The following is a 21,121-nucleotide window of genomic DNA, read 5'->3' as shown; positions in this document are numbered from 1 at the left end:
AAATTAGATTCGAAATCCCGCAAGGGGAAAGGGAGTTACGTGCTAGACGTCAACTTCTTCGATGAACTCCGCATCGGCCTGGCCACCGCGGACGACATCCGCAACTGGTCCTTCGGCGAGGTTAAGAAGCCGGAGACCATCAACTACCGCACGCTCAAGCCAGAGAAGGACGGCCTGTTCTGCGAGAAGATCTTCGGACCGACTCGCGACTGGGAGTGCTACTGCGGCAAGTACAAGCGTGTCCGCTTCAAGGGCATCGTCTGTGAGCGCTGTGGCGTCGAGGTAACTCGCGCCAAGGTGCGTCGTGAGCGGATGGGCCACATCGAGCTCGCCGCGCCCGTCACGCACATCTGGTACTTCAAGGGTGTGCCGTCGCGGTTGGGCTACCTGCTCGACCTGGCGCCGAAGGATCTCGAGAAGATCATCTACTTCGCCGCCTACGTCATCACCGCCGTCGACACCGAGATGCGGCACAACGAGCTGTCCACGCTCGAGGCCGAGATGGTTGTCGAGAAGAAGTCGGTCGAGGACCAGCGCGATCTGGACCTTGCCGAGCGCAGCCAGAAGCTCGAGAACGACCTGGCCGAACTCGAGAAGGAGGGCGCCAAGTCTGACGTCCGCCGCAAGGTGCGTGACGGTGGCGAGCGCGAGATGCGTCAGCTCCGCGACCGCGCCCAGCGTGAGCTGGACCGGCTCGACGAGATCTGGACGACCTTCGTCAAGCTGGCTCCCAAGCAGCTGATCGTCGACGAGGTGCTCTACCGCGAGCTGCAGGACCGCTACGGCGAGTACTTCCAGGGCGCCATGGGCGCGGAGTCGATCAAGAAGCTCATCGAGACCTTCGACATCGACGCCGAGGCCGAGTCGCTGCGCGACACCATCAAGAACGGCAAGGGCCAGAAGAAGCTTCGTGCCCTGAAGCGCCTGAAGGTCGTCGCCGCGTTCCAGATGAACCGCAACTCGCCGATGGGCATGGTGCTCGACGCCGTCCCGGTGATCCCGCCGGAACTGCGTCCGATGGTGCAGCTGGACGGTGGCCGCTTCGCGACCTCCGACCTCAACGACCTGTACCGCCGCGTCATCAACCGCAACAACCGTCTCAAGAGGCTGATCGACCTCGGTGCACCCGAGATCATCGTCAACAACGAGAAGCGGATGCTGCAGGAGTCCGTGGACGCGCTGTTCGACAACGGCCGTCGTGGCCGGCCCGTCACCGGGCCGGGCAACCGTCCGCTCAAGTCGCTCTCGGATCTGCTCAAGGGCAAGCAGGGTCGGTTCCGTCAGAACCTGCTCGGCAAGCGCGTCGACTACTCGGGCCGTTCGGTCATCGTGGTCGGCCCGCAGCTCAAGCTGCACCAGTGCGGTCTGCCGAAGCTGATGGCACTCGAGCTGTTCAAGCCGTTCGTGATGAAGCGTCTGGTCGACCTGAACCACGCGCAGAACATCAAGAGCGCCAAGCGCATGGTGGAGCGTCAGCGCCCGCAGGTGTGGGACGTCCTCGAAGAGGTCATCGCCGAGCACCCCGTGCTGCTGAACCGCGCACCAACGCTGCACCGCCTGGGCATCCAGGCATTCGAGCCGCAGCTGGTCGAGGGCAAGGCAATTCAGCTGCACCCGCTCGTCTGTGAGGCGTTCAACGCCGACTTCGACGGTGACCAGATGGCCGTGCACCTTCCGCTGTCCGCGGAGGCGCAGGCCGAGGCTCGCATCCTGATGCTGTCGAGCAACAACATCCTGTCCCCGGCGTCCGGCAAGCCGTTGGCCATGCCGCGTCTGGACATGGTGACCGGACTGTACTTCCTGACCACCGAGATCGCTGGCGACACGGGCGAATACACGCCCGCCGCCAAGGATCAGCCGGAGACGGGTGTGTACAGCTCTGCCGCAGAGGCCCAGATGGCCGTCGATCTGCGCGCGCTGTCGGTTCGGGCTCGGATCAAGGTTCGGCTGACGCACTTGCGTCCGCCGGCCGACCGTGAGGCCGAACTGTTCCCGGATGGTTGGAAGCAGGGCGACGCCTGGACGGCGGAGACCACGCTGGGCCGGGTGCTCTTCAACGAGCTGCTGCCCCGCGGCTACCCGTTCATCGATGAGCAGATGCACAAGAAGGTCCAGGCCAGGATCATCAACGACCTGGCCGAGCGCTACCCGATGATCGTGGTGGCGCAGACCGTCGACAAGCTCAAGGACGCCGGTTTCCACTGGGCCACCCGTTCGGGTGTCACGGTGTCTATGGCCGACGTTCTGGTGCCGCCGGAGAAGGAAGGCATCCTCGAGCGTCACGAGCAAGAAGCCGAGCACATCGAGAAGCAGTACCAGCGCGGCGCCCTCAACAAGGAGGAGCGCAACGGCGAACTGGTCAAGGTCTGGCAGAAGGCGACCGAAGAGGTCGGCGACGCGCTCGAGGCCTACTACCCGGTGGACAACCCGATCATCACGATCGTGAAGTCCGGCGCCACGGGCAACCTGACCCAGACCCGCACGCTCGCGGGCATGAAGGGTCTGGTGACCAACCCGAAGGGTGAGTTCATCCCGCGCCCGATCAAGTCCTCGTTCCGCGAGGGCCTGACGGTTCTGGAGTACTTCATCAACACGCACGGCGCTCGTAAGGGCCTGGCGGACACGGCTCTTCGTACCGCTGACTCGGGTTACCTGACCCGTCGTCTGGTGGACGTCAGCCAGGACGTCATCGTCCGCGAGCACGATTGCGATACCGAGCGCGGTATTGCTGTCGTGCTGGCCGAGGCCGGCCCCGATGGCACGCTGATCCGCGATCCGCACGTCGAGACCGCGGCGTTCGCCCGCACCTTGGCCAGCGACGCGGTCGATGAGAAGGGCAACGTCGTAGTCGAGCGTGGCCACGATCTGGGTGACCCGGCGATCGACGCATTGCTCGCCGCCGGCATCTCGCAGGTTCGGGTCCGTTCGGTGCTGACGTGTGCCAGCGGCAACGGCGTCTGCGCGCTCTGCTACGGCCGCTCGATGGCCACCGGCAAGCTCGTCGACATCGGTGAGGCCGTGGGCATCGTCGCCGCGCAGTCCATCGGTGAGCCCGGCACGCAGCTGACCATGCGTACCTTCCACCAGGGTGGTGTCACCGGCGGTGCCGACATCGTCGGTGGTCTGCCCCGCGTGCAGGAACTGTTCGAGGCCCGCGTGCCGCGCAACAATGCGCCGATCGCGGATGTCTCCGGACGGATCCGTCTCGAGGAGACCGAGAAGTTCTACAAGGTCACGATCGTGCCGGATGACGGAAGCGAAGAAGTGGTCTACGACAAGATCTCTCGTCGCCAGCGGCTGAAGGTGTTCAAGCACGACGACGGTTCCGAGCGGCTCCTGGCCGACGGTGACCACGTCGAGGTCGGCCAGCAGCTGATGGAGGGTTCGGCCAACCCGCACGAGGTTCTTCGCGTGCAGGGTCAGCGGAGCGTCCAGATGCACCTCGTCAACGAGGTGCAGGAGGTCTACCGCGCCCAGGGTGTGTCGATCCACGACAAGCACATCGAGGTCATCGTGCGGCAGATGCTGCGTCGCGTGACGATCATCGACTCGGGCAGCACGGAGTTCCTGCCCGGCTCGCTCACCGAGCGTGCCGAGTTCGAGTCGGAGAACCGTCGCGTCGTCGCCGAAGGTGGCGAGCCCGCCGCCGGACGTCCGGTGCTGATGGGTATCACGAAGGCATCGCTGGCCACGGACTCGTGGCTGTCGGCGGCGTCGTTCCAGGAGACCACTCGCGTGCTGACCGATGCGGCGATCAACTGCCGCAGCGACAAGCTGCAGGGTCTGAAGGAGAACGTGATCATCGGTAAGTTGATCCCGGCCGGCACGGGTATCGCCCGCTACCGCGACATCCAGGTTGCACCGACCGAGGAGGCCCGCGCCGCGGCGTACACGATCCCGTCCTACGAGGATCAGTACTACAGCCCGGACTTCGGCCAGAGCTCCGGTCAGGCTGTGCCGCTGGACGACTACGGTTTCAGCGACTACCGCTAGTCAAGACGAGAAGGGCCCCGGGATTCGTTCCGGGGCCCTTTCTCGTATCTCGAATGTGAACCTCACGACGAAATCCGGCATGCAGCGTCGTGAGATTCACAAACGGCGGGGCTCGCGCGGATCAGTACGCCAGTTGGTTGACTGCCGCGGCGAAGACGCGCGGCAGAGCGGTGGCGGCCGGGACGATCCGCGATCGCACCGGTGCGTGGCTGCCCGCGGCGACCAGGCCCGCGGTCAACAGGCGGTACCTGCGGGTGAGCCGGCGCCACTGCCGGTCGTAGGTCTCGGGTCGTTCCTGCACAACGCAATTGACCAGTGCCTGCGCCGCGCTGAAGGCCAACCCCATACCCTCACCGGTGAGTGCATCGATGTAGCCGGCGGCGTCCCCGACGAGCAGGACCCGCCCGGCCACCCGACTGCTGGCGTTCTGCCGAAGAGGGCCCGCGGCCCGGTCCTGGCCGTGCCCGTGACCGTGCACGCGGTCGCGCAGCTCGGTGAACTCCTCGAAGTGCCGGTCGAATCCGCCCCTGCTGGCGGACAGGATCGCGATGCCCACGCAGTCGTGCGCCACCGGAGTCACGTAGGCCTCGGCGCCCGGCGCCCAGTGCACCTCAACGGAGTCGGTCCACGGTGCGATCTCGATGTGCCTGCGGATGCCCCACCGCCGGGGACCTCGGCTCGGTCGCGACAGTCCCAGCGACGTGCGGATGGGGGAGTGCAGTCCGTCCGCCGCCGCCAGATACCGGGCACGAAACCCGCCAGCGCACACCGACTCCGCGTCCTGGGTGATCTCGCCGAACTCGCCGTGGACGAGTTTCACCCCGGCGGCCTCGGCGGCCTGCCACAGCGCGGCGTGTAGAACTGTCCGGCGTACCCCCCGGCCGGCGCCCGCACGGAAGGTGGCGTCGACGCGTCGCTCGCCGGCGATGTAGCTGATCCCGCGCAGCGGGCGACCCGTGACCGCGATGCCGAAGTGCTCGAGATGGCTCAGCGTGTGCGGCATCATTCCCTCGCCACACGCCTTGTCGAGCACCCCGGTTCGGCGTTCGACGACGGCGACTTCGAGGCCCGCCTGTGCGCCGTACAGCGCGGTCGCAAGTCCCGCGGGACCGGCGCCGGCCACCAGCAGGTCGATCATGTCAGGCTCGCCAGCGCGGCGTTCTCGACCTTCAGTCGCGTTCTCAGCAGCATCGCGTTGAGGACCGTGAAGACGATGGCGGTGAGCCACCCGGTGTGGACGAGCGGCAGGGCGATGCCCTCGGCGACAACCACCACGTAGTTCGGGTGCGGGATCCAGCGGTACGGGCCACCGGTCACCCGTGCCGCGCCGGGTACGACGATGACCCGGGTGTTCCACTGCGGGCCGAGCGTGGTGATGCACCACCAGCGTAGGGCCTGAGTGGCGATGACGACCGCCAGCATCGACCACCCCAGTGCGGGGATGAACGGGCGGTGCAGCAGGATCGGCTCCAGCAGGCATGCCGCGAGCAGGCCGGTGTGCAGTACCACCATCACGGGGTAGTGCCCCTTGCCGAACTCGATGCCGCCGCGGGCCTGCGACCATGCCCAGTTTCGGTTGGAGACAATCAGTTCCGCGACGCGTTCGAGGGCGACGGCGGCGATCAGCAGCGTGTACCAGATCATCTGCGGGTTCCCGTCAGTTCCAACGCAGCAGCACGAGTTCGGAGCAGAACCCCGGGCCCATCGCCATCAGCATGCCGGGGCTGCCCGCGGGCGGGCGCTTGGCGATGGTGTCCCGCAGCACGTGCAGCACCGATGCCGAGGACAGGTTGCCGACCTCGGCCAGTGATCGCCACGTGAGTTCGAGCGCATCGTCGGGCAGGCCGAGCGTGGCGGTGATCGCCTCGATGACCTTGGGGCCGCCCGGGTGACTCACCCACGCGCCGATATCGGCGATGGTCAGGTCGTGGTCGGAGAGGAAACTCGTGACGCCGTCACCGAGATAGCGTTCGACGACCTTGGGCACGTCGGGGGACAGCACCAGGCGGAAGCCGCTCGAGTCGATGTCCCAGCCCATCGTGCGCAGCGAGTCGGGGTAGAGCTGGCTGCGGGAGTCGAGCACCTCCGGTCCGCTGGCCCCGATCTGTCCGGCGCGTCGATCGCCGACGACGACCACCGCGGCGGCGCCGTCGCCGAACAGGCTGCTGCCGACCACGGTGGCGATGGTCGGGTCGCTCTTGGGCACCAGCGAACACAGTTCCACCGCGAGCAGGACGGCGATGTCGTCGGGCGCACCGCGCAGGTAGTCGTTGACGCGTGCAATCCCGGCGGCCCCGGCGACGCAGCCCAGGCCGAACATCGGTACCCGCCGGACGTCGGGCCGCAGCCCGATCCGACCGGCGATGCGGGCGTCCAGGGGCGGGACGGCGACGCCGGTCACGGTGGTCGTGAAGATGACGTCCACGTCGGCGGGCTCGACGCCGGCCTCGGCGAGCGCACCGGTTATCGCCGCACATCCCAGTTCCACGGCGTGCTCGATGAAGATGTCGTTGGCGCGGCCGAAGTCATTGAGCCCGGCGTAGTCCTCCAGCGGCAGCACCATGTGTCTGCTGTCGACCTTCGCGCTCTTGTGGAGCTGGCGGATGGCGTCCTCGTGTTCGCCGTAGCCGGGAAGCGCGAGCAGGGCCTCGGTGACCTCGGCCTGGGTGTAGCGGTGCGGTGGTAGTTCTCCGCGGACACTGGCGATGACGCTCATGGGCTCACTCCTTCTCAATGACTAACACGACATAGGGCGGCACATCGTTCACTCGATGGTGCGGTCCGCAGTGGGCGGCGGGATGGCACGGAGTCTGGTGCGCCGATGGGTGGTGATTACGGGTGAGCTGTGAGTTTCGAACCACCACAAGGCATTGCCCATGCTAAAGCGCGGGTTCTGGGATGTGGGGGCTACGTGATCGGCCACGGTTCGCTGAGGTCTGGAGGGTGTCGGACGGCCGACCTAGACTGGGTTCCGTGCTGATTGGCTCACATGTCCACGGTGATGACCCGTTGTCCGCTGCCGCGGCTGAGGATGCAGAGGTCGTGCAGTTCTTCCTCGGTGACCCGCAGAGCTGGAAGAAGCCCAAACCGCGTGAGGACGCAGCGGCGCTGAAGGCTTCGACGGTCCCGCTCTACGTGCACGCGCCGTACCTCATCAATGTGGCGTCGGCCAACAACCGGGTCCGGATCCCGTCGCGCAAGATCCTGCAGGACACGTGCGACGCGGCGTCCGAGGTCGGGGCCACGGCCGTGATCGTGCACGGCGGGCACGCCGACGACAAGGACATGGAGGCCGGCTTCGAGCGGTGGGTCAAGGCGCTCGACAGCCTCAAGACCGATGTCCCGGTCTACCTCGAGAACACGGCCGGGGGCGACCACGCGATGGCGCGGCACTTCGACACCATCGCGCGACTGTGGGAGCGCATCGGCGATATGGGCATCGGCTTCTGCCTCGACACATGCCACGCCTGGGCCGCAGGTGAGGCGCTCATCGACGCCGTGGAGCGCATCAAGTCCATCACCGGGCGCATCGACCTGGTCCACTGCAACGACTCCCGCGACGCGGCCGGGTCCGGCGCTGACCGGCACGCGAACTTCGGCACCGGCCAGATCGACCCGCAGCTGCTGGTCGCGGTCGTCAAGACGGCCGACGCACCGGTCATCTGCGAGACCTCAGATGAGGGCCGCAAGGACGACATCGCGTTCCTTCGGGAGAACCTCGGCTGATCCGGCGTGTTGGCTCTGCGCGCACTACCTAGGTGAAGACCTGGGTGTCGTCGGCGAAGGCCTTGAATTCGAGGGCGTTGTCAGCGGGATCTCGTAGGAACATCGTCCACTGTTCTCCCGCTTCGCCCGGGAATCGCACATGGGGTTCACGAACGAACTGAACGCCGTGTGCACGAAGGCGCCCGGTGAGGGCGTGGAAGTCGCTGATCGACAGGATGACTCCGAAGTGCGGGATGGGCACGTTGTGTCCGTCGACGGAGCTCTCGGCGGGTTCGGTGTTTCGCGGTGAGAGATGTGTGACGACCTGATGGCCGTACATGTTCCAGTCGATCCAGTGCTGCGAACTGCGGCCTTCGTGCAAGCCGAGAGTGTCGCCGTAGAAGCCACGCGCGGCTGTCAGATCGTCGACTGCCACGGCCAGGTGGAAGCGGGGGATCGAATCGTGATCCGAATGCGGCATGACGTTGCCTTACTGCTGGGTGCGGTGTGAGTGGGCATGCCTGCCTCAGACAGGCATGCCCACTCACACCGTGGACGGGGTCAGCGGAGGGGGAACTCCGAGAGGACTGACGCCATCCTCTCGAGCGCGTCCTTCCATGCGGTCTCGTCCTGCGCCACACAGATTCGGAAGTGGTGCGCGCCCAACGCGCCGAATTGGTATCCGGGGTTGACCACCAGGCCGGCACGAGACTTGAGCGCCAGGGCGATGTCCTGGTCGGATGCGGCGATGCCGGACGTATTGACGAACAGGTACGCAGAGCCCCCACATGGCTCCACTGAGACGCCGGGTAGTGCGTTAAGCGTCGAGGTGGTGGTGTCTCGTAGTGATTGGTACTCGGTGATCCGCTGCGCGACGTAGGGCCCGTCGTCGCGGATCCAGCGCGGCAACAGATGCTGGGCATACGCCGGGCATCGCAACGCGGCAATTCCCATGACATCTTCCATGCTGGTGAGGATGTCGGCGGGGCCGACGGTGGCGCCGATGCGGTACCCGCTGAGGCTCTCGGTCTTGCTCGGACCCAGTGTGGTTATGACGCGATCCCGCATCCCGGGTTCGGCGGCGAGGTGTGCGAACTCGCGGCCGTCGTACACCAGGCGGCAATAGAGCTCATCGACGATGGCAAAGGCGCTGGAGTCGCGCAGCAGCGCTGCGATCTCGGCGATGTGAGCCTTGCTGAACACCGCACCTGTCGGGTTGTTCGGGTGGGAGAACATCACCAGTTTCGGGTTCTTGGCCAGCGCGTTCCTCAGCGCTTCGAGATCGAGATGAGGTTCGTCACCCTCCCAGAGCAGCGGCACCGAATCCACCTCACCACCGAAGTAGCGAACCGAGCGTGCGCTGGTCAGGTAGTCGGGGTCCGGCACGACAACGCGGTCGCCGGGCTCGATCAAGGCCGCCATCGCGGTGTAGAGGCCTGCCTGTGTGCCGGGAGTGACCATGAGCTCGCGGCTCGGGTCGACGGGTGTCCCCAGCAGCTGGGTGACATTCTCGGCGACCTGGGCAAGGACACCCGGATCGCCGCGATACGGCGTGTAGGTCATACCCTCGCCCGACGCGGCCGCCGAAAACGCCTGCAGCGCCCAGTCCGGCGGGGGGAACCGATGGGTGTCCGCATAGGTGATGTCGAGGAACGGCTCACCGGCCGGTGTCGCCTCCAGTTCGCGCTCCAACTCGCGAAGGGCCCGACCGTGTGTCTGTGCGCGTTCGGGGAGTTGAAGCCGTTGAATCCGGCTCGCGGGTTCGAAATGCGGTGTGGTCACGTAGTTCCTCCTGTTGTTGGCGTGGGCAGGGTGACGATCTGTGGGTGGGGCAGCTCGAGTCCGAGCGCGGTGAGCGCGTGCTGGCGGACGTCGACGGGGTGTGGTCCGGTCAACAGGAGCCGGTCGGCAGCTCCGCGGTCGCCGTTGAGCGGCATCGATGTTGGTTCGGGGATGGTCTTCAAGGTCAGCTCCACGGCCGCCTCGAGGGGATCGATGAGCGTCACCGTTCCCGCGACCTCTCTCATGACCGGAAGGACCGCCGTGAAGTCAGTGCAGGCGAGAATCGCGGTTTGGCAATCGGATTCGTGCAACTGCGCGATCGCGTCAACGGTGAGGCGACGGATCACGTCGTGATCGGATGAGCCGACCTCAGCAAGGCGCAGCAGCTGCTCGGTGGCTATCTGCACGACGTCGTGGTTGGGCAGAGCCTCGACCATGACCCCACTCGCGACGGTGCTCGCTGTGGCGAGCAGGCCGATTCGTGCGTCACCAACGTCCGCGGCGGCGCGTTGGACGGCCTGAACCATGTCGATGCGAGCGGTGCGGCCCGCGGGAAGGTCGCGCACAGCGACGCTGGCGGTGTTGCACGCGACAACCCACGCGTCGCAGTCGGTGTCCTCGAAGAAGGCGGCAACCTCGGCCATGTAGTTCTTGATCGCGTGCTGTGGTTGCGGTCCGTACGGGCGGCGTGCCGAGTCAGCGAGGTACACGATCCCGACGTCTGCTCGTTTACGTCTGATGGCCGCCGCGAGGGGTAAACCGCCGATCCCCGCGTCGAACACTCCTACGATCGGGACGCGAGCGTGAGCGCGTCGAACGTCATTCATGATCCAAGATCTTGCATCTTCTGGTGATATGATGCAAGTAGGCGATGCTCTGAATTATTGGAAGTGGTCGGCGCCGGTCGCGACGGCGTCGGACCGCTGGACGAAGGATGATGTGGATGGCAGACAACGAGTCGCTTCCCGAGCGAATTCGGCGAAAGAAGAACCAGCTCAGCGTGAGTCAGCAGAAGGTGGCGCGTTACTGCCTGACCAGCTCGCAGAACGCCGGTACCTTGTCGGCCCTGCGGATCGCCGAGGAGCTGGAGGTCAGCGAGTCGACGGTGGTGAGGTTCGCTGTCAAGATGGGTTACCGCGGTTTCCCGGATATGCAGGCTGCCATCCGGCGAGCGTGGGAGTCCCGCGAGGACGATGCGCATCCCGACGTGCATGGTCAAATCGACGGTAAGGCAGCCGATTCGCTTCGCGGCGACATGTCTGCACTGCAGCAGACCGTGGCCTCGCTCGATCTGGGGCGGCTCGCCAGCGCGGCCGACGCGCTCATCAAGGCGCAGCGCATTCATGTGTGCGGCTTCCGCACGTCGTTCGCGCTTGCCTTCCTCGCCGAGTTTCACATCCGCCAGATCCACCGCTCTGTCCGTCTCATCGACGGTGTGGGTGGTACGCACGTGGACGACGTCGCGTTGATCGCACCCGGAGATGCACTGCTGGCCTTCACATTTCCGGTCTACGACCACCGCACCATCGCCACCATCGAACGAGCGGTCGAGGTTGGCGCGCAGACGGTCGTCGTCACCGACAGTGCCCTGGCCCCGCTGCCCATCGCCCGTCACCTCCACACGCTGACGGTTCGTCATGACAGCGTCACGTTCTTCAATTCCACGGTTGCGGCGACGGCGCTGCTCAACGCGCTCGTGGTGAGGCTGGTCGAGCTGCGTACCGACGCGGAACCGGGATTCGAGGAGCGGTTGACCGAGCAGTTCCAGCAGAAGCGGAGTGCCGACCGTGACCGAGCGTGAACCGATCCGGACCAGTGATGCACCGCCGCCGGCGGGGTCGTACAGCCAGGCGATTCGGCACAACGGGGTGGTGTGGCTCGCGGGCCAGACGCCCCGCACCGCCGATGGTGTCCACGTGAGCGGCCAGTCGTTCGAGGAGCAGGCCCGGCAGGCGCTGCGCAATGTGGAAGCGGTGGCCACTGCGGCAGGGACCTCGCTGGCACATGCGTTGAGCGTCACTGTGTATCTGCGGGATCCTGAGCGGCGATTTGAATTCGACGCCGTTTGGCGGGAATTCGTCGTCGAACCGTTTCCGGCTCGCGCTATCGTGCAGTCCGATCTGCCGGGGTTCGACATCGAGATCAGTGCCGTGTGCGGCCACGCCCAGCCGAGCTGAGACTTCTGTTGATCGCCACCGCCGTACGCACACTCACCAGCCGCGTGCGGCGAGCCGGTGTGGCTGTGCGATGTCCTCGACGTTGATGCCGACCATGGCCTCACCCAGCCCGCGCGACACCTTGGCCAGGACGTCGGCGTCGTCGTAGAAGGTGGTGGCCTTCACGATTGCCGCGGCCCGCGCGGCGGGGTCACCGGACTTGAAGATGCCCGAGCCGACGAAGACACCCTCTGCGCCGAGCTGCATCATCATCGCGGCATCGGCCGGGGTGGCGATGCCGCCGGCGGTGAACATCGTGACGGGCAGCTTGCCGGCGCGAGCCACCTCGACCACCAGGTCATACGGTGCCTGCAGTTCCTTTGCGGCGACGAACAACTCGTCGGTCGACAGGGAGCTGAGCCTGCGGATCTCGCCGAGGATCGTGCGCATGTGGGTGGTCGCGTTGGAGACATCCCCGGTGCCGGCCTCACCCTTGGAGCGGATCATCGCCGCCCCCTCGGTGATGCGGCGCAGCGCCTCGCCCAGGTTGGTCGCGCCACATACGAAGGGAACCGTGAAGCGCCACTTGTCGATGTGGTTGGCGTAGTCGGCCGGGGTGAGCACCTCGGACTCGTCGACGTAGTCCACGCCGAGGCTGGCCAGGATCTGCGCCTCCACGAAGTGACCGATGCGGGCCTTGGCCATCACAGGGATGGTGACCGCGGCGATGATGCCGGAGATCATGTCCGGATCGCTCATCCGCGATACGCCACCCTGGGCTCGAATATCGGCGGGCACGCGCTCGAGCGCCATGACCGCGACCGCACCTGCGCCCTCGGCGATACGAGCCTGCTCCGGGGTGACGACGTCCATGATGACCCCACCCTTGAGCATCTCGGCCATACCGCGCTTCACGCGGGCGGTGCCGGTCTGTGTGCCGTCGACTCGCGGTTGAGTGGCCAGGTGGTGCGATGGACGTGTCATTGCATTGGCTCCTAGTTGGCGGACATCGTTGACGGTAGGGGCGACAGGCGTATCCGGGTGCCGGGCGGCAACTGTGCGAGTCGCACGACGTCCTCGGTGGCGACTACGCCGACGACTGGATAGCCGCCTGTGGGTGGGTGATTGGCCAGGTGGATGATGGGCTGGCCGGACGGGGGAACCTGAATGGAGCCCAGCGCCAATCCCTCCGTTGCCAGGTCCTCGGTGATGGCGAACTCGAGTGTTGGACCGATGAGACGAGCGGCAATTCGGTCCACCTCGCTGCTGATCGTGAAGACGCTGTCGACCAGTGTCCGCCTGGCACCTTCGGTGAATCGGTCCTCACGAGGTCCCCATCGGAAACGGATCGGCACTTCGGCGACCGGACTAGACACCGTGAAGTCCACCGCGTTCACCAGCGGAGCGCACCGGCTCGGTGTGTCGACGGGAACGAGGTCGCCGGGTTTGAGGGGGTCGGGACCCAAGCCGGACAGCGTGTCCGTCGACCGACTGCCGAGGACAGCGGGTACGCCAATGCCGCCAGCGACCGCGAGATAGCTTCTCAAGCCGTACGCGGCGCGTCCCGCGACGAGTAGATCGCCCGCCCTGGCGAGTTGCCACTGTCCCGACGCCACCGGGATGTCGTTGAGGTGTAGTTCAAGCGGGGCGCCGCAGACCGCGAATGCCCGTTGGCAGTGAAACCGAATTGCGAAGCCGCCCAGGAGGAACTCGATCGCGGCGGCGTGTTCGTCATTGCCGACGAGCCGATTAGCCAGGCGCAGGCTCGTGGGATCCATGGCGCCCGCCTCCGGTACGCCGAGGTGACCGAATCCGGTGCGCCCAAGATCTTGGATCGTCGCCTGCATCCCCGCGCGGACAACCTCGATCACCGGCATTGGCGAAACTGGACGATGTCTCCCACGTCCAGGCGGTTCGGGGGAGTGCGGCCGATGTCCCACAGCGGGTCCGACACCCTCGTGCCGATCAGATTCCACCCTCCCGGTGAGTTCTGCGGGTAAATGACGGTGAAGCCGTTGGCGATGGCGAGGGCTCCGGCTGGCACGTGTGTGCGGGGCGTGCTTCGGCGCGGTAGCTGCAGGCGCGGGGGCAATCCCCCGAAGAAGGCCTGTCCGGGAGCGAATCCGAAGAACTCCACGACGTATTCGCTGCCCGTGTGGATCTCGATGACCTCACGACACGTGAGCCCAACGCGGCTGGCGACCCCGGCCAGGTCTGGACCGTCGTAACGTACGTCGACGACCACGCGCCTGCTGGGCTGCGGAAGCGCAATGAACTGGGATGCGTCGAACGAGTCGAGGTCTGCTCGGATGGCGCGCAAGGTGGATGATCCGCCTGTGATGAAGAGTGTCGTCACCGCAGGTATCACGTCCCGTAGATCAAGCCGCAGCCGATGCTCGTTGACCCACTTCGCAAGGGATCGAACGGTGTTGGTGGAATCGGCTTCGACAAGGATGCCGATGTCGCCCACGGCGCGCACGCGAAGGTGCTCAGCTCTTGAAGCGGTTGTGGCGCCGTGTACCTGGGGGCTAGGCACCGGCACGGGATGGGTGGCCGAGCGCTTCGACGACGACCCCGGCTCCCTCCAGCGCATCGCGCACGGCGCGCGCAAGTTCCGGCGCCCCGGCGGAGTCGGAGTGGATGCACAACGAGTCGGCAGTCACATCGATCACCGTCCCGTCGATCGCCTCGATGCGATTCTCGAGCGCGAGTTGCAGTGCCCTCCTGACACATTCGTCTCGATCGGTCACGACCGAACCCGCCACGTCGCGAGGTACCAGGAGGCCCTCTGCCGTGTAGGCGCGGTCGATGTAGCCCTCGGCGATCGTGCGCAGGCCCACCGATTTGGCTGCCGCGAACAATGAAGTGCCCGGCTGGCACATCATCGGCAGGTCCAGGTCGTAGAGGGCGATCGCACGAATCACGGCGTCCGCGTAGTCGGCGCGGGCCACGGCGGCGTGATAAAGCGCGCCGTGGATCTTCAGATAGCCGATCCTGCTGCCTGCGGCAGTCACGAAGGCGCTCAGCGCACCCAGTTGGTACAGAACGTCATTGGTGATGCTGGTCGGATCGACTTCTATGAAGCGGCGGCCGAAGCCGCGGAGATCGTGATAGCCGACCTGGGCTCCCACGGTGATCCCTCGCTCGGCGGCCACATCGCAAGTTCGGCGCATGATGTCGGGGTCAGACGCGTGGAACCCGCAGGCCAGGTTCGCGTCGGTGACGACCCGCAGAAGCGCTGAGTCGTCGGCGATCTGCCACGGCCCGAATCCCTCGCCGATGTCCGTATTGAGCGAGATCACCCTGGTTGCCGTCATGATTTCCTCCGATCGTCAACTGTTGGCCCGCCGACTCCGTGCGAGTCGCACCACATTCGTCCGCTGCCATGTCTTGCATCACATCGTACGATGCTGCAAGATCTGGTGTCTAGTCACCGTAACGGGTCCTGCCAATCGCGGCGGGACGAAATCGCACGGCTCGACGTGTGATTACCGTCCCGGCTGATGTTCGTGTCCCACAGAGAGGAAGCCCGCCGTGTTCGAACTGCCTAGAAGAGGTCGTCTCCTGCCCGTGTGCCTGACCGTGATTGGCGTACTTGCCGCCACGGCGTGCTCGTCGGGTTCTGGAGGAGGAGCGCCCGACGACGTCATGGGGACGATCAAGGAGCGGAAGGAGTTGACGATCGGCACGTCCAACGATGCGCCGTGGTCGACGGTGTCGGACTCAGGTGAGGCAACCGGCGTCGTGCCCGACATCCTGCGCGAGTTTCTCAAGCGGGCCGGGATAGAGGCGACGTTGAAGTCGACGGCAATGCCGTTCGACAGCCTCATCCCGTCGGTCACCAGCAATCGCATCGACATGATTGGGGACGCGATCTTCGCCACCGAGGAGCGCGCCAAGCAGGTCAACTTCACGCGCACGATCTTCGTGAATCCCGAGGGACTGGTTGTGCGCAAGGGCAATCCTGACGGGCTCGAGACCGTGGCGGATCTGTGCGGGCGCGTGGGAGCGACCTACAAGGGCACCACGTGGGCTGAGGACCTCAAGAACGCAAGCGCTCGTTGTCCGGACGGGGAGTCGATTGAGGTGAAGGTCTACTCCACCATCTTCGAAGTGATCCAGGACGTCGCGGCCGGCCGTGTCGACGGCGCATTGATCGATGCCTCCATGGCGGCGTATGCGCTGAACCAAAACCCGGCACTCGGCGCGCAATTGGCGGCCGGATATGTGTCGCCGTCATTGGCGCAGAGCCAGAACGCGCTTGCGGTCAACAAGTCCGATCAGACATTTACCGAGGCATTCAATCCGATCTATGACGAGATGCTGGCGGACGGCACAGTCGGCAAGATTCTCGAGCAGTGGGGTCTGACGCCGGCTGAGCAGTTCCTGCCGAAGTGAGCACTCACACGCTGCTGATCGATCTACCAACACATCCATATCTGAAGAGCTGAGGAGCGACCCCATGGACTCACCACGCACATCGCCGGAACGGCTGGACCTCGCATTCACGGGCATTCCGGTGTTCTTGCGGTCACCGATCGTCACCGACCTCGCCAATCTCGATGCCGACTTCGCGTTTCTGGGCTTCCCCAGCGATGAGGGCACCGGGTGGTATCCAGGTTCTCGATTCGGCCCGCGCAGCATCCGCGAGATGTCGCTGCGTTTCGTCTCCTGTAATACCGGGGCGGCCGCCGGCTTCTGGGATATCGACGAGGGCAAGCGGTACCTGCAGCGCGAGATGGAACAGAATCGCATCGTCGACTGCGGTGATGTGGACATCATCTACACCCAGCCGGATCTGACATGGGACAAGGGCACCGAGACGGTGCGTCAGATCATCGCGGCGGGGGCACTACCGATCATCGGTGGCGGCGACCACGCGGCGACGTTCTCCGTGGCGCGTGCCTTCGACCACGACTTTCAGGTGGTGCACTTCGACGCACACCTGGACTACCAGCCGTACACGCATGCGGTGCAGCACGCGCACGGCAACCCAATCCGGAAGGTCAAGGAGCTGGCGAACGTGCGCAGCCTGACCCAGGTCGGTATCCGCAGCTACCGTTCCGTGCAAGAGGACTACCTGGACTCCGTCCGCGACGGCAACTTCGTCCTCACCACCAAGCAGTTTCAGGCGGGCGGTAACGACCGTCTCTTCCCCACCCTGCAGCCGGATCTGCCTGTGTACCTCAGCGTCGACGTCGACGTCCTGGACATGACCTTGGCTCCAGGAGTGGGCACGCCCGAACCCTCCGGGCTGCTCTATGACGAGCTTCGAGACGCCATGTGTGGGCTTGCGGACAATTACGATGTTTGTGGACTCGACATCGTCGAACTCAATCCGATGTTGGACAACCCCAACAAGTCGACGGCGTTCCTCGCGACGCAGTTGATCGTCGAGTTCATGGGCCACGTGGCAGAGCGCCGCGGTGCGCAGCGAGCCGCCACGGCGAGCCAGACGGTCAACGGGTCGCGCTGATGCCCACAGTCGAGGAACTCAGCGAGTGGTTGCCCCGCATGATGCACGGGTTGGTGTTCACCGTGCAGATCACCTTCGGCGCATTCGTGTTGGCTGTCGTCCTGGGCCTGGTGGTGGCGGTGCTGCGGCTGTCGCCACGTCGACGACTGCTCTACGTCCCGGCGACGATCTATGTCGAGATCCTGCGCGGCACGCCGCTGATCCTTCAGCTGTTCTTCGCGTACTTCGCGCTTCCGTCGGCGGGGCTTCGTCTGTCGCCGTTGGTCGCCGCAATCCTGGGCTTGGGCCTCAACACCAGTGCCTATCTCAGTGAGGTCTTTCGCGGCGCGATCCTGGGAGTGGACAAGGGTCAATGGGAGGCATCCGAGGCACTCGCGATGACGTGGACCGGAATGATGCGGCACACGATCCTGCCTCAGGCATTCCGCTCGGCGATCCCCCCGACGGGCAACTACGCGATCGCGCTCTTCAAGGACAGTGCTCTGGCGTCGACGGTCTCGGTGTCCGAGTTGTTGTTCACCGGCCAGGTGATCGGATCCGAGACGTTCAAATACATGCAGGTGTACTTGGTTATCGGCCTGCTCTATCTCGCATTGAGTTACCCGACGAGTCGCGCGGTACTTCGACTAGAGCGACGGCTCGACCTGACGACTCGCGTTCCGCCTCGGCGTAAGCGCCCGCGCGACCCTGCACTGGCCGCCAGCGCCGGCTAGCGGTCCTGGCGACACATCGACTATCCATGCAGAAGGCGCCAAGGAAGGGCAGACCTCAGATGCAATCAGAATCCGATGAAATCAGGAGCGTCATGACCAAAGCCGAGGAAGCGCCGCTCATCTCGGCACGGAACCTGCACAAGCGGTTCGGTGACATCGAGGTGCTCCGCGGCGTGACACTGGAGATCGCCCGTGGTGAGGTGGTGGCGATCATCGGGCCCAGCGGCTCGGGCAAGACGACCCTGGTTCGCACGCTCAACGCGCTGGAGACCATCGACGAAGGCGAGATCGTCGTTGACGGAATCTGCTTGCAGCGTGCCAGCGGTGGCGAGCTCGAGAAGTTGGATCGACGACGAATCCGCGACGCTCGTCGTGAATTGGGCATGGTGTTCCAGCGATTCAATCTGTTCCCCCACCTCTCGGCGCTCGGGAACGTGATGTGTGCGCCGCGTTCGGTGAACAAGGTCACGGCGGAAGAGTCCGAGTCGGTAGCTCGCGCGCTGCTCGCGCAGATGGGTCTTGCCGACCGGGCGGACAACTACCCCCACCAGCTGTCCGGCGGCCAACAGCAGAGGGTGGCCATCGCTAGGGCGTTGGCCATGCAGCCGAAGGCGATGCTGTTCGACGAGGCGACGTCGGCTCTTGACCCCGAACTGGTCGGAGAGGTCCTCAAGGTGATGCGCGATCTCGCCGAGCAGGGCATGACGATGGTCATCGTCACCCACGAAATGCGATTCGCGCAGCGTGTCGCCGACCGCATCATCGTCATGGACAAGGGCGTCATCATTGAATCGGGACCGCCCGACCAGATCTTCTCTCAACCCACCCAGGCCCGTACGGCGACGTTCCTGCACGCCGTGCTGCATCCCGACGACCTCTAGCAAGCGGGGTTCCGTATGAGATGTGTTTTGGTGACCGGAGCGTCGCGCGGAATCGGACGCGAGGTGGCGCAGGCGTTCGCCGAACTGGGCGATCGCGTCGCGGTCCACTACTCGGCCAGCCGCGCAGGCGCCGAGCGCACCGCGGCGCAACTTCCCGGTGACGGTCACGCGGTCGTCGCCGGCGACCTCGCAGATCCCCTGCAGGCGCGCCAGATCGTGGCCGACGCAATCGCCGCGCTGGGCAGAGTTGACGTGCTGATCAACAACGCCGGCATCGCTCCAACCGTCGAGAACGCGCACCGGATTGCCGAGGTCGACTTCGAGCGGTGGTGCGCAGCCTGGACCGGCATGGTCGACGTCAACCTGCTGGGCACAGCGAACGTGACGTGGGCGGCGGCGCGTCACATGATCGAGCACGGATCGGGAGGGCGCATCATCAACGTGGGCTCACGCGGAGCGTTCGTCGGCGAACCGGACCACCCCGCCTATGCGGCGAGCAAGGCAGCGATGCACGCCATGAGCCAGTCATTGGCGCTTGCGCTGGCACCACACAACATTGCCGTAAGCGCGATCGCACCGGGTTTCGTCGCCACCGAAAGGCAGCAGGTCAAGCTCGACGGCGCGCAGGGCGCCGCGATTCGCGGGCAAAGCCCGTTCGCCCGGGTAGGCACCACACGCGAAATCGCATCGGGCATTGTCTATCTCGCATCGGCGGACGCCGAGTGGGCATCGGGCGCGATCTTGGACCTCAACGGCGCTTCCTACCTGCGTACTTAATCAGGTGACGGGCTCCTCACGTGATCGATGAGCGCATCCGGCGAGATGCCTTTGAACACGGTTCGGTAAATGAACGGCCGACTAATTTGCGCTGGCCGACCCATGAACTACGCTCGCTGGCGTGTCTGCGATTGACCAGTCGTCAATTGTCTTGACGCCAGATGAAGGTCCCAAACCCGGTCGAGAGCGCCTGCTCAAAGTCATTCGATGGACGGCCATCGCCGTCTGGGCGGGCGTCGTGGTGTATCGAACCGCCACCGACGGCTTCGCCTTCAACCGCGAACTGCTGCTGCTCTACATCAGCACCGGCCTCCTGGCGGCCAGCATCGGACAGGGCCGCCGAATGCTCTACGTCATCCGCGACTGGCTGCCGTTCGCGCTGGTACTCGTCGCCTACGACCTGAGCAGGGGAGCGGCGACCCTGATCGGACGCCCCACGCTGTGGCACTGGCAGGCCGACCTGGACCGGTGGCTGTTCTTCGGCACCATGCCCACGGTGTGGCTGCAGGAGCGGCTCAAGCTGCCTCATCCGCCGTGGTGGGAGGTGGCCATCAGCACCGTCTACATGTCGTTCTTCATCCTCCCGTACGTGGTGGCCGGTGTGCTGTGGCTGCGCAACCGCGAGGAGTGGAAGGCCTTCGTCCGCCTGTTCGTATTGCTGAACTTCGCGGCGCTGATCGTCTACGCGGCGGTACCCGCCGCGCCGCCGTGGGCGGCCGCACGATGCACATCCGGTGACGTCGAGGGCGGCCCATCGGACCCGCGCTGCATGTTCCGCTCGGCGCGCGGCGTGACCGACGGCGGCCTGCTCGGGTCCATGCAGACGACCAACGACGGCGCCAACCCCTGGATCGAACGCATCGTCGCGCGTGGCTGGGGCAAGCTCAACCTGCACTCGGCCAGTGCGCTGATCGACCAGGGGCAGGCGAGCGTGAACCTGGTGGCGGCGATTCCGTCGCTGCACGCGGGTATGACGGCCGCGATCGCCGCGTTCCTCTGGCACAGGGTGAACCGCAAGTGGCGGCCGCTGCTGGTGGCCTATCCGCTGATCATGGCGTTCACGCTGGTCTACACCGCCGAGCACTACGTGGTGGACATCCTGCTCGGCTGGGCTTTCGCCGCGGGCGTGATGCTCGCCATCAACCGATACAAGGCGTGGCGGTCCAGATCGGCGTCCAAATCCGCGGCACCACCGACATCGATACCGCCACCGCCACCGTCACCCGACGGACAGATATACCTTCCTGATGGTCTCAGTGACGGTCCAGACGGTCTGTGCGCCAGCGCCCAGCCGGACGACATCGCCGACGCCGACGTGCAGCGTCGGACTGTCGTCCGCGAACTCGACAGTCGCTGATCCCGACAGCACGACGAAGACCTCGTCGGCCTCCACGTCGCTCATCACACCGGGGGTCATCTCCCACACGCCGACCTCAAGGCCACTGAACTCGCCGATGGCGGATGTGGCCGTCGTGGGGGCCCCACCCACAGACTGATCGGCGGGCACGGGCGAGTGGTCGAGGTGCAGGGTCGCGGCGCTTACAGAGGTATTGAGCTTCACGCGGAACATTATGTCTGGCGCGGACCGACATCAGGCTTGGCGCGGACCCACATCGATGTTACGACTCTTGTGCGACT

The 21,121-nt window shown here is 65.5% G+C and carries 20 protein-coding genes and 1 pseudogene; 10 read left to right on the top strand and 11 right to left on the bottom strand.

What is annotated here, in order from left to right; genetic code table 11:
* Positions 1–39: 39 nt before the first annotated feature.
* On the top strand, positions 40–3,993 hold the full coding sequence (locus tag ABIA65_RS19910) for a DNA-directed RNA polymerase subunit beta' (protein WP_241400854.1): 3,954 nt from the start codon (positions 40–42) through the stop codon (positions 3,991–3,993).
* Between the two features lie 121 nt (positions 3,994–4,114).
* Here ABIA65_RS19910 and ABIA65_RS19905 read toward each other — a convergent pair whose 3' ends face one another.
* Genes ABIA65_RS19905 through ABIA65_RS19895 form a run of 3 tightly spaced genes read right to left on the bottom strand, consistent with a single transcriptional unit; the run spans position 4,115 to position 6,709 of the window.
* Complete coding sequence (locus ABIA65_RS19905) at positions 4,115–5,131, bottom strand: NAD(P)/FAD-dependent oxidoreductase (RefSeq protein WP_354524670.1); 1,017 nt, start codon at positions 5,129–5,131, stop codon at positions 4,115–4,117.
* The gene (locus ABIA65_RS19900; RefSeq protein WP_354524669.1) at positions 5,128–5,637 is read right to left on the bottom strand and encodes an isoprenylcysteine carboxyl methyltransferase family protein; all 510 of its coding nucleotides are present in this window, start codon (positions 5,635–5,637) and stop codon (positions 5,128–5,130) included. Before ABIA65_RS19900 ends, ABIA65_RS19905 begins: the two co-directional genes overlap by 4 nt.
* Positions 5,638–5,650: 13 nt before the next feature.
* Entirely contained in the window at positions 5,651–6,709 is a 1,059-nt protein-coding gene (locus ABIA65_RS19895) for a type III polyketide synthase (protein WP_354524668.1), read from the bottom strand.
* 257 nt (positions 6,710–6,966) lie between these two features.
* On the opposite strand from ABIA65_RS19895, the gene ABIA65_RS19890 reads away from it, so the two are divergent.
* Positions 6,967–7,719 (top strand): deoxyribonuclease IV, encoded by a 753-nt coding sequence (locus tag ABIA65_RS19890; protein ID WP_241400850.1) that lies wholly within the window; start codon positions 6,967–6,969, stop codon positions 7,717–7,719.
* A gap of 28 nt (positions 7,720–7,747) precedes the next feature.
* Here the strand turns inward: ABIA65_RS19890 and ABIA65_RS19885 are convergent, their stop codons facing one another.
* From ABIA65_RS19885 to ABIA65_RS19875, 3 genes are all read right to left on the bottom strand, one after another.
* Complete coding sequence (locus tag ABIA65_RS19885) at positions 7,748–8,179, bottom strand: VOC family protein (RefSeq protein ID WP_241400849.1); 432 nt, start codon at positions 8,177–8,179, stop codon at positions 7,748–7,750.
* Positions 8,180–8,259: 80 nt separating this feature from the next.
* Positions 8,260–9,480, bottom strand: a complete 1,221-nt coding sequence (locus ABIA65_RS19880; protein WP_241400848.1) for a pyridoxal phosphate-dependent aminotransferase — start codon at positions 9,478–9,480, stop codon at positions 8,260–8,262.
* Positions 9,477–10,307: a glutamate racemase gene (locus ABIA65_RS19875; RefSeq protein WP_354524667.1), complete on the bottom strand. Its 831-nt coding sequence runs from the start codon at positions 10,305–10,307 to the stop codon at positions 9,477–9,479. Before ABIA65_RS19875 ends, ABIA65_RS19880 begins: the two co-directional genes overlap by 4 nt.
* 116 nt (positions 10,308–10,423) lie before the next feature.
* Between ABIA65_RS19875 and ABIA65_RS19870 the strand changes: the two genes are divergently transcribed.
* The gene (locus ABIA65_RS19870; protein ID WP_241400846.1) at positions 10,424–11,281 is read left to right on the top strand and encodes a MurR/RpiR family transcriptional regulator; all 858 of its coding nucleotides are present in this window, start codon (positions 10,424–10,426) and stop codon (positions 11,279–11,281) included.
* Positions 11,268–11,657: a RidA family protein gene (locus ABIA65_RS19865; RefSeq protein ID WP_241400845.1), complete on the top strand. Its 390-nt coding sequence runs from the start codon at positions 11,268–11,270 to the stop codon at positions 11,655–11,657. Before ABIA65_RS19870 ends, ABIA65_RS19865 begins: the two co-directional genes overlap by 14 nt.
* 33 nt (positions 11,658–11,690) lie before the next feature.
* Here ABIA65_RS19865 and pdxS read toward each other — a convergent pair whose 3' ends face one another.
* The 4 genes from pdxS to ABIA65_RS19845 are packed head-to-tail and all read right to left on the bottom strand — an operon-like array spanning position 11,691 to position 14,953.
* Positions 11,691–12,620, bottom strand: coding sequence for a pyridoxal 5'-phosphate synthase lyase subunit PdxS (gene pdxS, locus ABIA65_RS19860; protein WP_354524666.1), 930 nt, complete (start codon positions 12,618–12,620; stop codon positions 11,691–11,693).
* An 11-nt stretch (positions 12,621–12,631) separates the two neighbouring features.
* The gene (locus ABIA65_RS19855; protein ID WP_241400843.1) at positions 12,632–13,513 is read right to left on the bottom strand and encodes a 5-oxoprolinase subunit C family protein; all 882 of its coding nucleotides are present in this window, start codon (positions 13,511–13,513) and stop codon (positions 12,632–12,634) included.
* Positions 13,504–14,115 carry a 5-oxoprolinase subunit B family protein gene (locus ABIA65_RS19850; RefSeq protein WP_354524665.1) on the bottom strand — a complete coding sequence of 204 codons (612 nt, stop codon included), beginning with the start codon at positions 14,113–14,115 and terminating at the stop codon, positions 13,504–13,506. Before ABIA65_RS19850 ends, ABIA65_RS19855 begins: the two co-directional genes overlap by 10 nt.
* 49 nt (positions 14,116–14,164) lie before the next feature.
* Positions 14,165–14,953, bottom strand: coding sequence for a LamB/YcsF family protein (locus tag ABIA65_RS19845; protein WP_241400841.1), 789 nt, complete (start codon positions 14,951–14,953; stop codon positions 14,165–14,167).
* Between the two features lie 217 nt (positions 14,954–15,170).
* Between ABIA65_RS19845 and ABIA65_RS19840 the strand changes: the two genes are divergently transcribed.
* From ABIA65_RS19840 to ABIA65_RS19815, 6 genes are all read left to right on the top strand, one after another.
* Positions 15,171–16,034 carry a substrate-binding periplasmic protein gene (locus ABIA65_RS19840; protein ID WP_241400840.1) on the top strand — a complete coding sequence of 288 codons (864 nt, stop codon included), beginning with the start codon at positions 15,171–15,173 and terminating at the stop codon, positions 16,032–16,034.
* 64 nt (positions 16,035–16,098) lie between these two features.
* Entirely contained in the window at positions 16,099–17,112 is a 1,014-nt protein-coding gene (locus tag ABIA65_RS19835) for an arginase family protein (RefSeq protein ID WP_241400839.1), read from the top strand.
* Positions 17,112–17,825: an amino acid ABC transporter permease gene (locus tag ABIA65_RS19830; RefSeq protein WP_241400838.1), complete on the top strand. Its 714-nt coding sequence runs from the start codon at positions 17,112–17,114 to the stop codon at positions 17,823–17,825. Before ABIA65_RS19835 ends, ABIA65_RS19830 begins: the two co-directional genes overlap by 1 nt.
* Before the next feature lie 92 nt (positions 17,826–17,917).
* Positions 17,918–18,706 carry an amino acid ABC transporter ATP-binding protein gene (locus ABIA65_RS19825; protein ID WP_241400837.1) on the top strand — a complete coding sequence of 263 codons (789 nt, stop codon included), beginning with the start codon at positions 17,918–17,920 and terminating at the stop codon, positions 18,704–18,706.
* Positions 18,707–18,736: 30 nt separating this feature from the next.
* Positions 18,737–19,483 carry an SDR family NAD(P)-dependent oxidoreductase gene (locus ABIA65_RS19820; RefSeq protein WP_241400836.1) on the top strand — a complete coding sequence of 249 codons (747 nt, stop codon included), beginning with the start codon at positions 18,737–18,739 and terminating at the stop codon, positions 19,481–19,483.
* A gap of 121 nt (positions 19,484–19,604) precedes the next feature.
* Positions 19,605–20,840 (top strand): phosphatase PAP2 family protein, encoded by a 1,236-nt coding sequence (locus tag ABIA65_RS19815; protein ID WP_354524664.1) that lies wholly within the window; start codon positions 19,605–19,607, stop codon positions 20,838–20,840.
* Here ABIA65_RS19815 and ABIA65_RS19810 read toward each other — a convergent pair.
* Positions 20,778–21,053 (bottom strand): annotated as a pseudogene (locus ABIA65_RS19810) (cupin domain-containing protein); the annotation flags it as partial. The gene ABIA65_RS19815 and the pseudogene ABIA65_RS19810 overlap by 63 nt on opposite strands.
* Positions 21,054–21,121 lie beyond the last annotated feature (68 nt).

It is taken from the genome of Mycolicibacterium sp. 624 (assembly GCF_040548615.1).
GTDB lineage: Bacteria > Actinomycetota > Actinomycetes > Mycobacteriales > Mycobacteriaceae > Mycobacterium.
This window is presented reverse-complemented; position numbering and strand designations above follow the sequence as displayed.

Excerpts from the sequence above, each read along its gene's own strand:
- ABIA65_RS19835 (WP_241400839.1), top strand. The coding sequence starts at position 16,099 with ATGGACTCACCACGCACATCGCCGGAACGGCTGGACCTCGCATTCACG.
- ABIA65_RS19885 (WP_241400849.1), bottom strand. The coding sequence starts at position 8,179 with ATGCCGCATTCGGATCACGATTCGATCCCCCGCTTCCACCTGGCCGTG.
- ABIA65_RS19875 (WP_354524667.1), bottom strand. The coding sequence starts at position 10,307 with ATGAATGACGTTCGACGCGCTCACGCTCGCGTCCCGATCGTAGGAGTG.
- ABIA65_RS19905 (WP_354524670.1), bottom strand. The coding sequence starts at position 5,131 with ATGATCGACCTGCTGGTGGCCGGCGCCGGTCCCGCGGGACTTGCGACC.
- ABIA65_RS19825 (WP_241400837.1), top strand. The coding sequence starts at position 17,918 with ATGACCAAAGCCGAGGAAGCGCCGCTCATCTCGGCACGGAACCTGCAC.
- ABIA65_RS19900 (WP_354524669.1), bottom strand. The coding sequence starts at position 5,637 with ATGATCTGGTACACGCTGCTGATCGCCGCCGTCGCCCTCGAACGCGTC.
- pdxS (WP_354524666.1), bottom strand. The coding sequence starts at position 12,620 with ATGACACGTCCATCGCACCACCTGGCCACTCAACCGCGAGTCGACGGC.
- ABIA65_RS19870 (WP_241400846.1), top strand. The coding sequence starts at position 10,424 with ATGGCAGACAACGAGTCGCTTCCCGAGCGAATTCGGCGAAAGAAGAAC.
- ABIA65_RS19830 (WP_241400838.1), top strand. The coding sequence starts at position 17,112 with ATGCCCACAGTCGAGGAACTCAGCGAGTGGTTGCCCCGCATGATGCAC.
- ABIA65_RS19845 (WP_241400841.1), bottom strand. The coding sequence starts at position 14,953 with ATGACGGCAACCAGGGTGATCTCGCTCAATACGGACATCGGCGAGGGA.
- ABIA65_RS19895 (WP_354524668.1), bottom strand. The coding sequence starts at position 6,709 with ATGAGCGTCATCGCCAGTGTCCGCGGAGAACTACCACCGCACCGCTAC.
- ABIA65_RS19855 (WP_241400843.1), bottom strand. The coding sequence starts at position 13,513 with ATGCCGGTGATCGAGGTTGTCCGCGCGGGGATGCAGGCGACGATCCAA.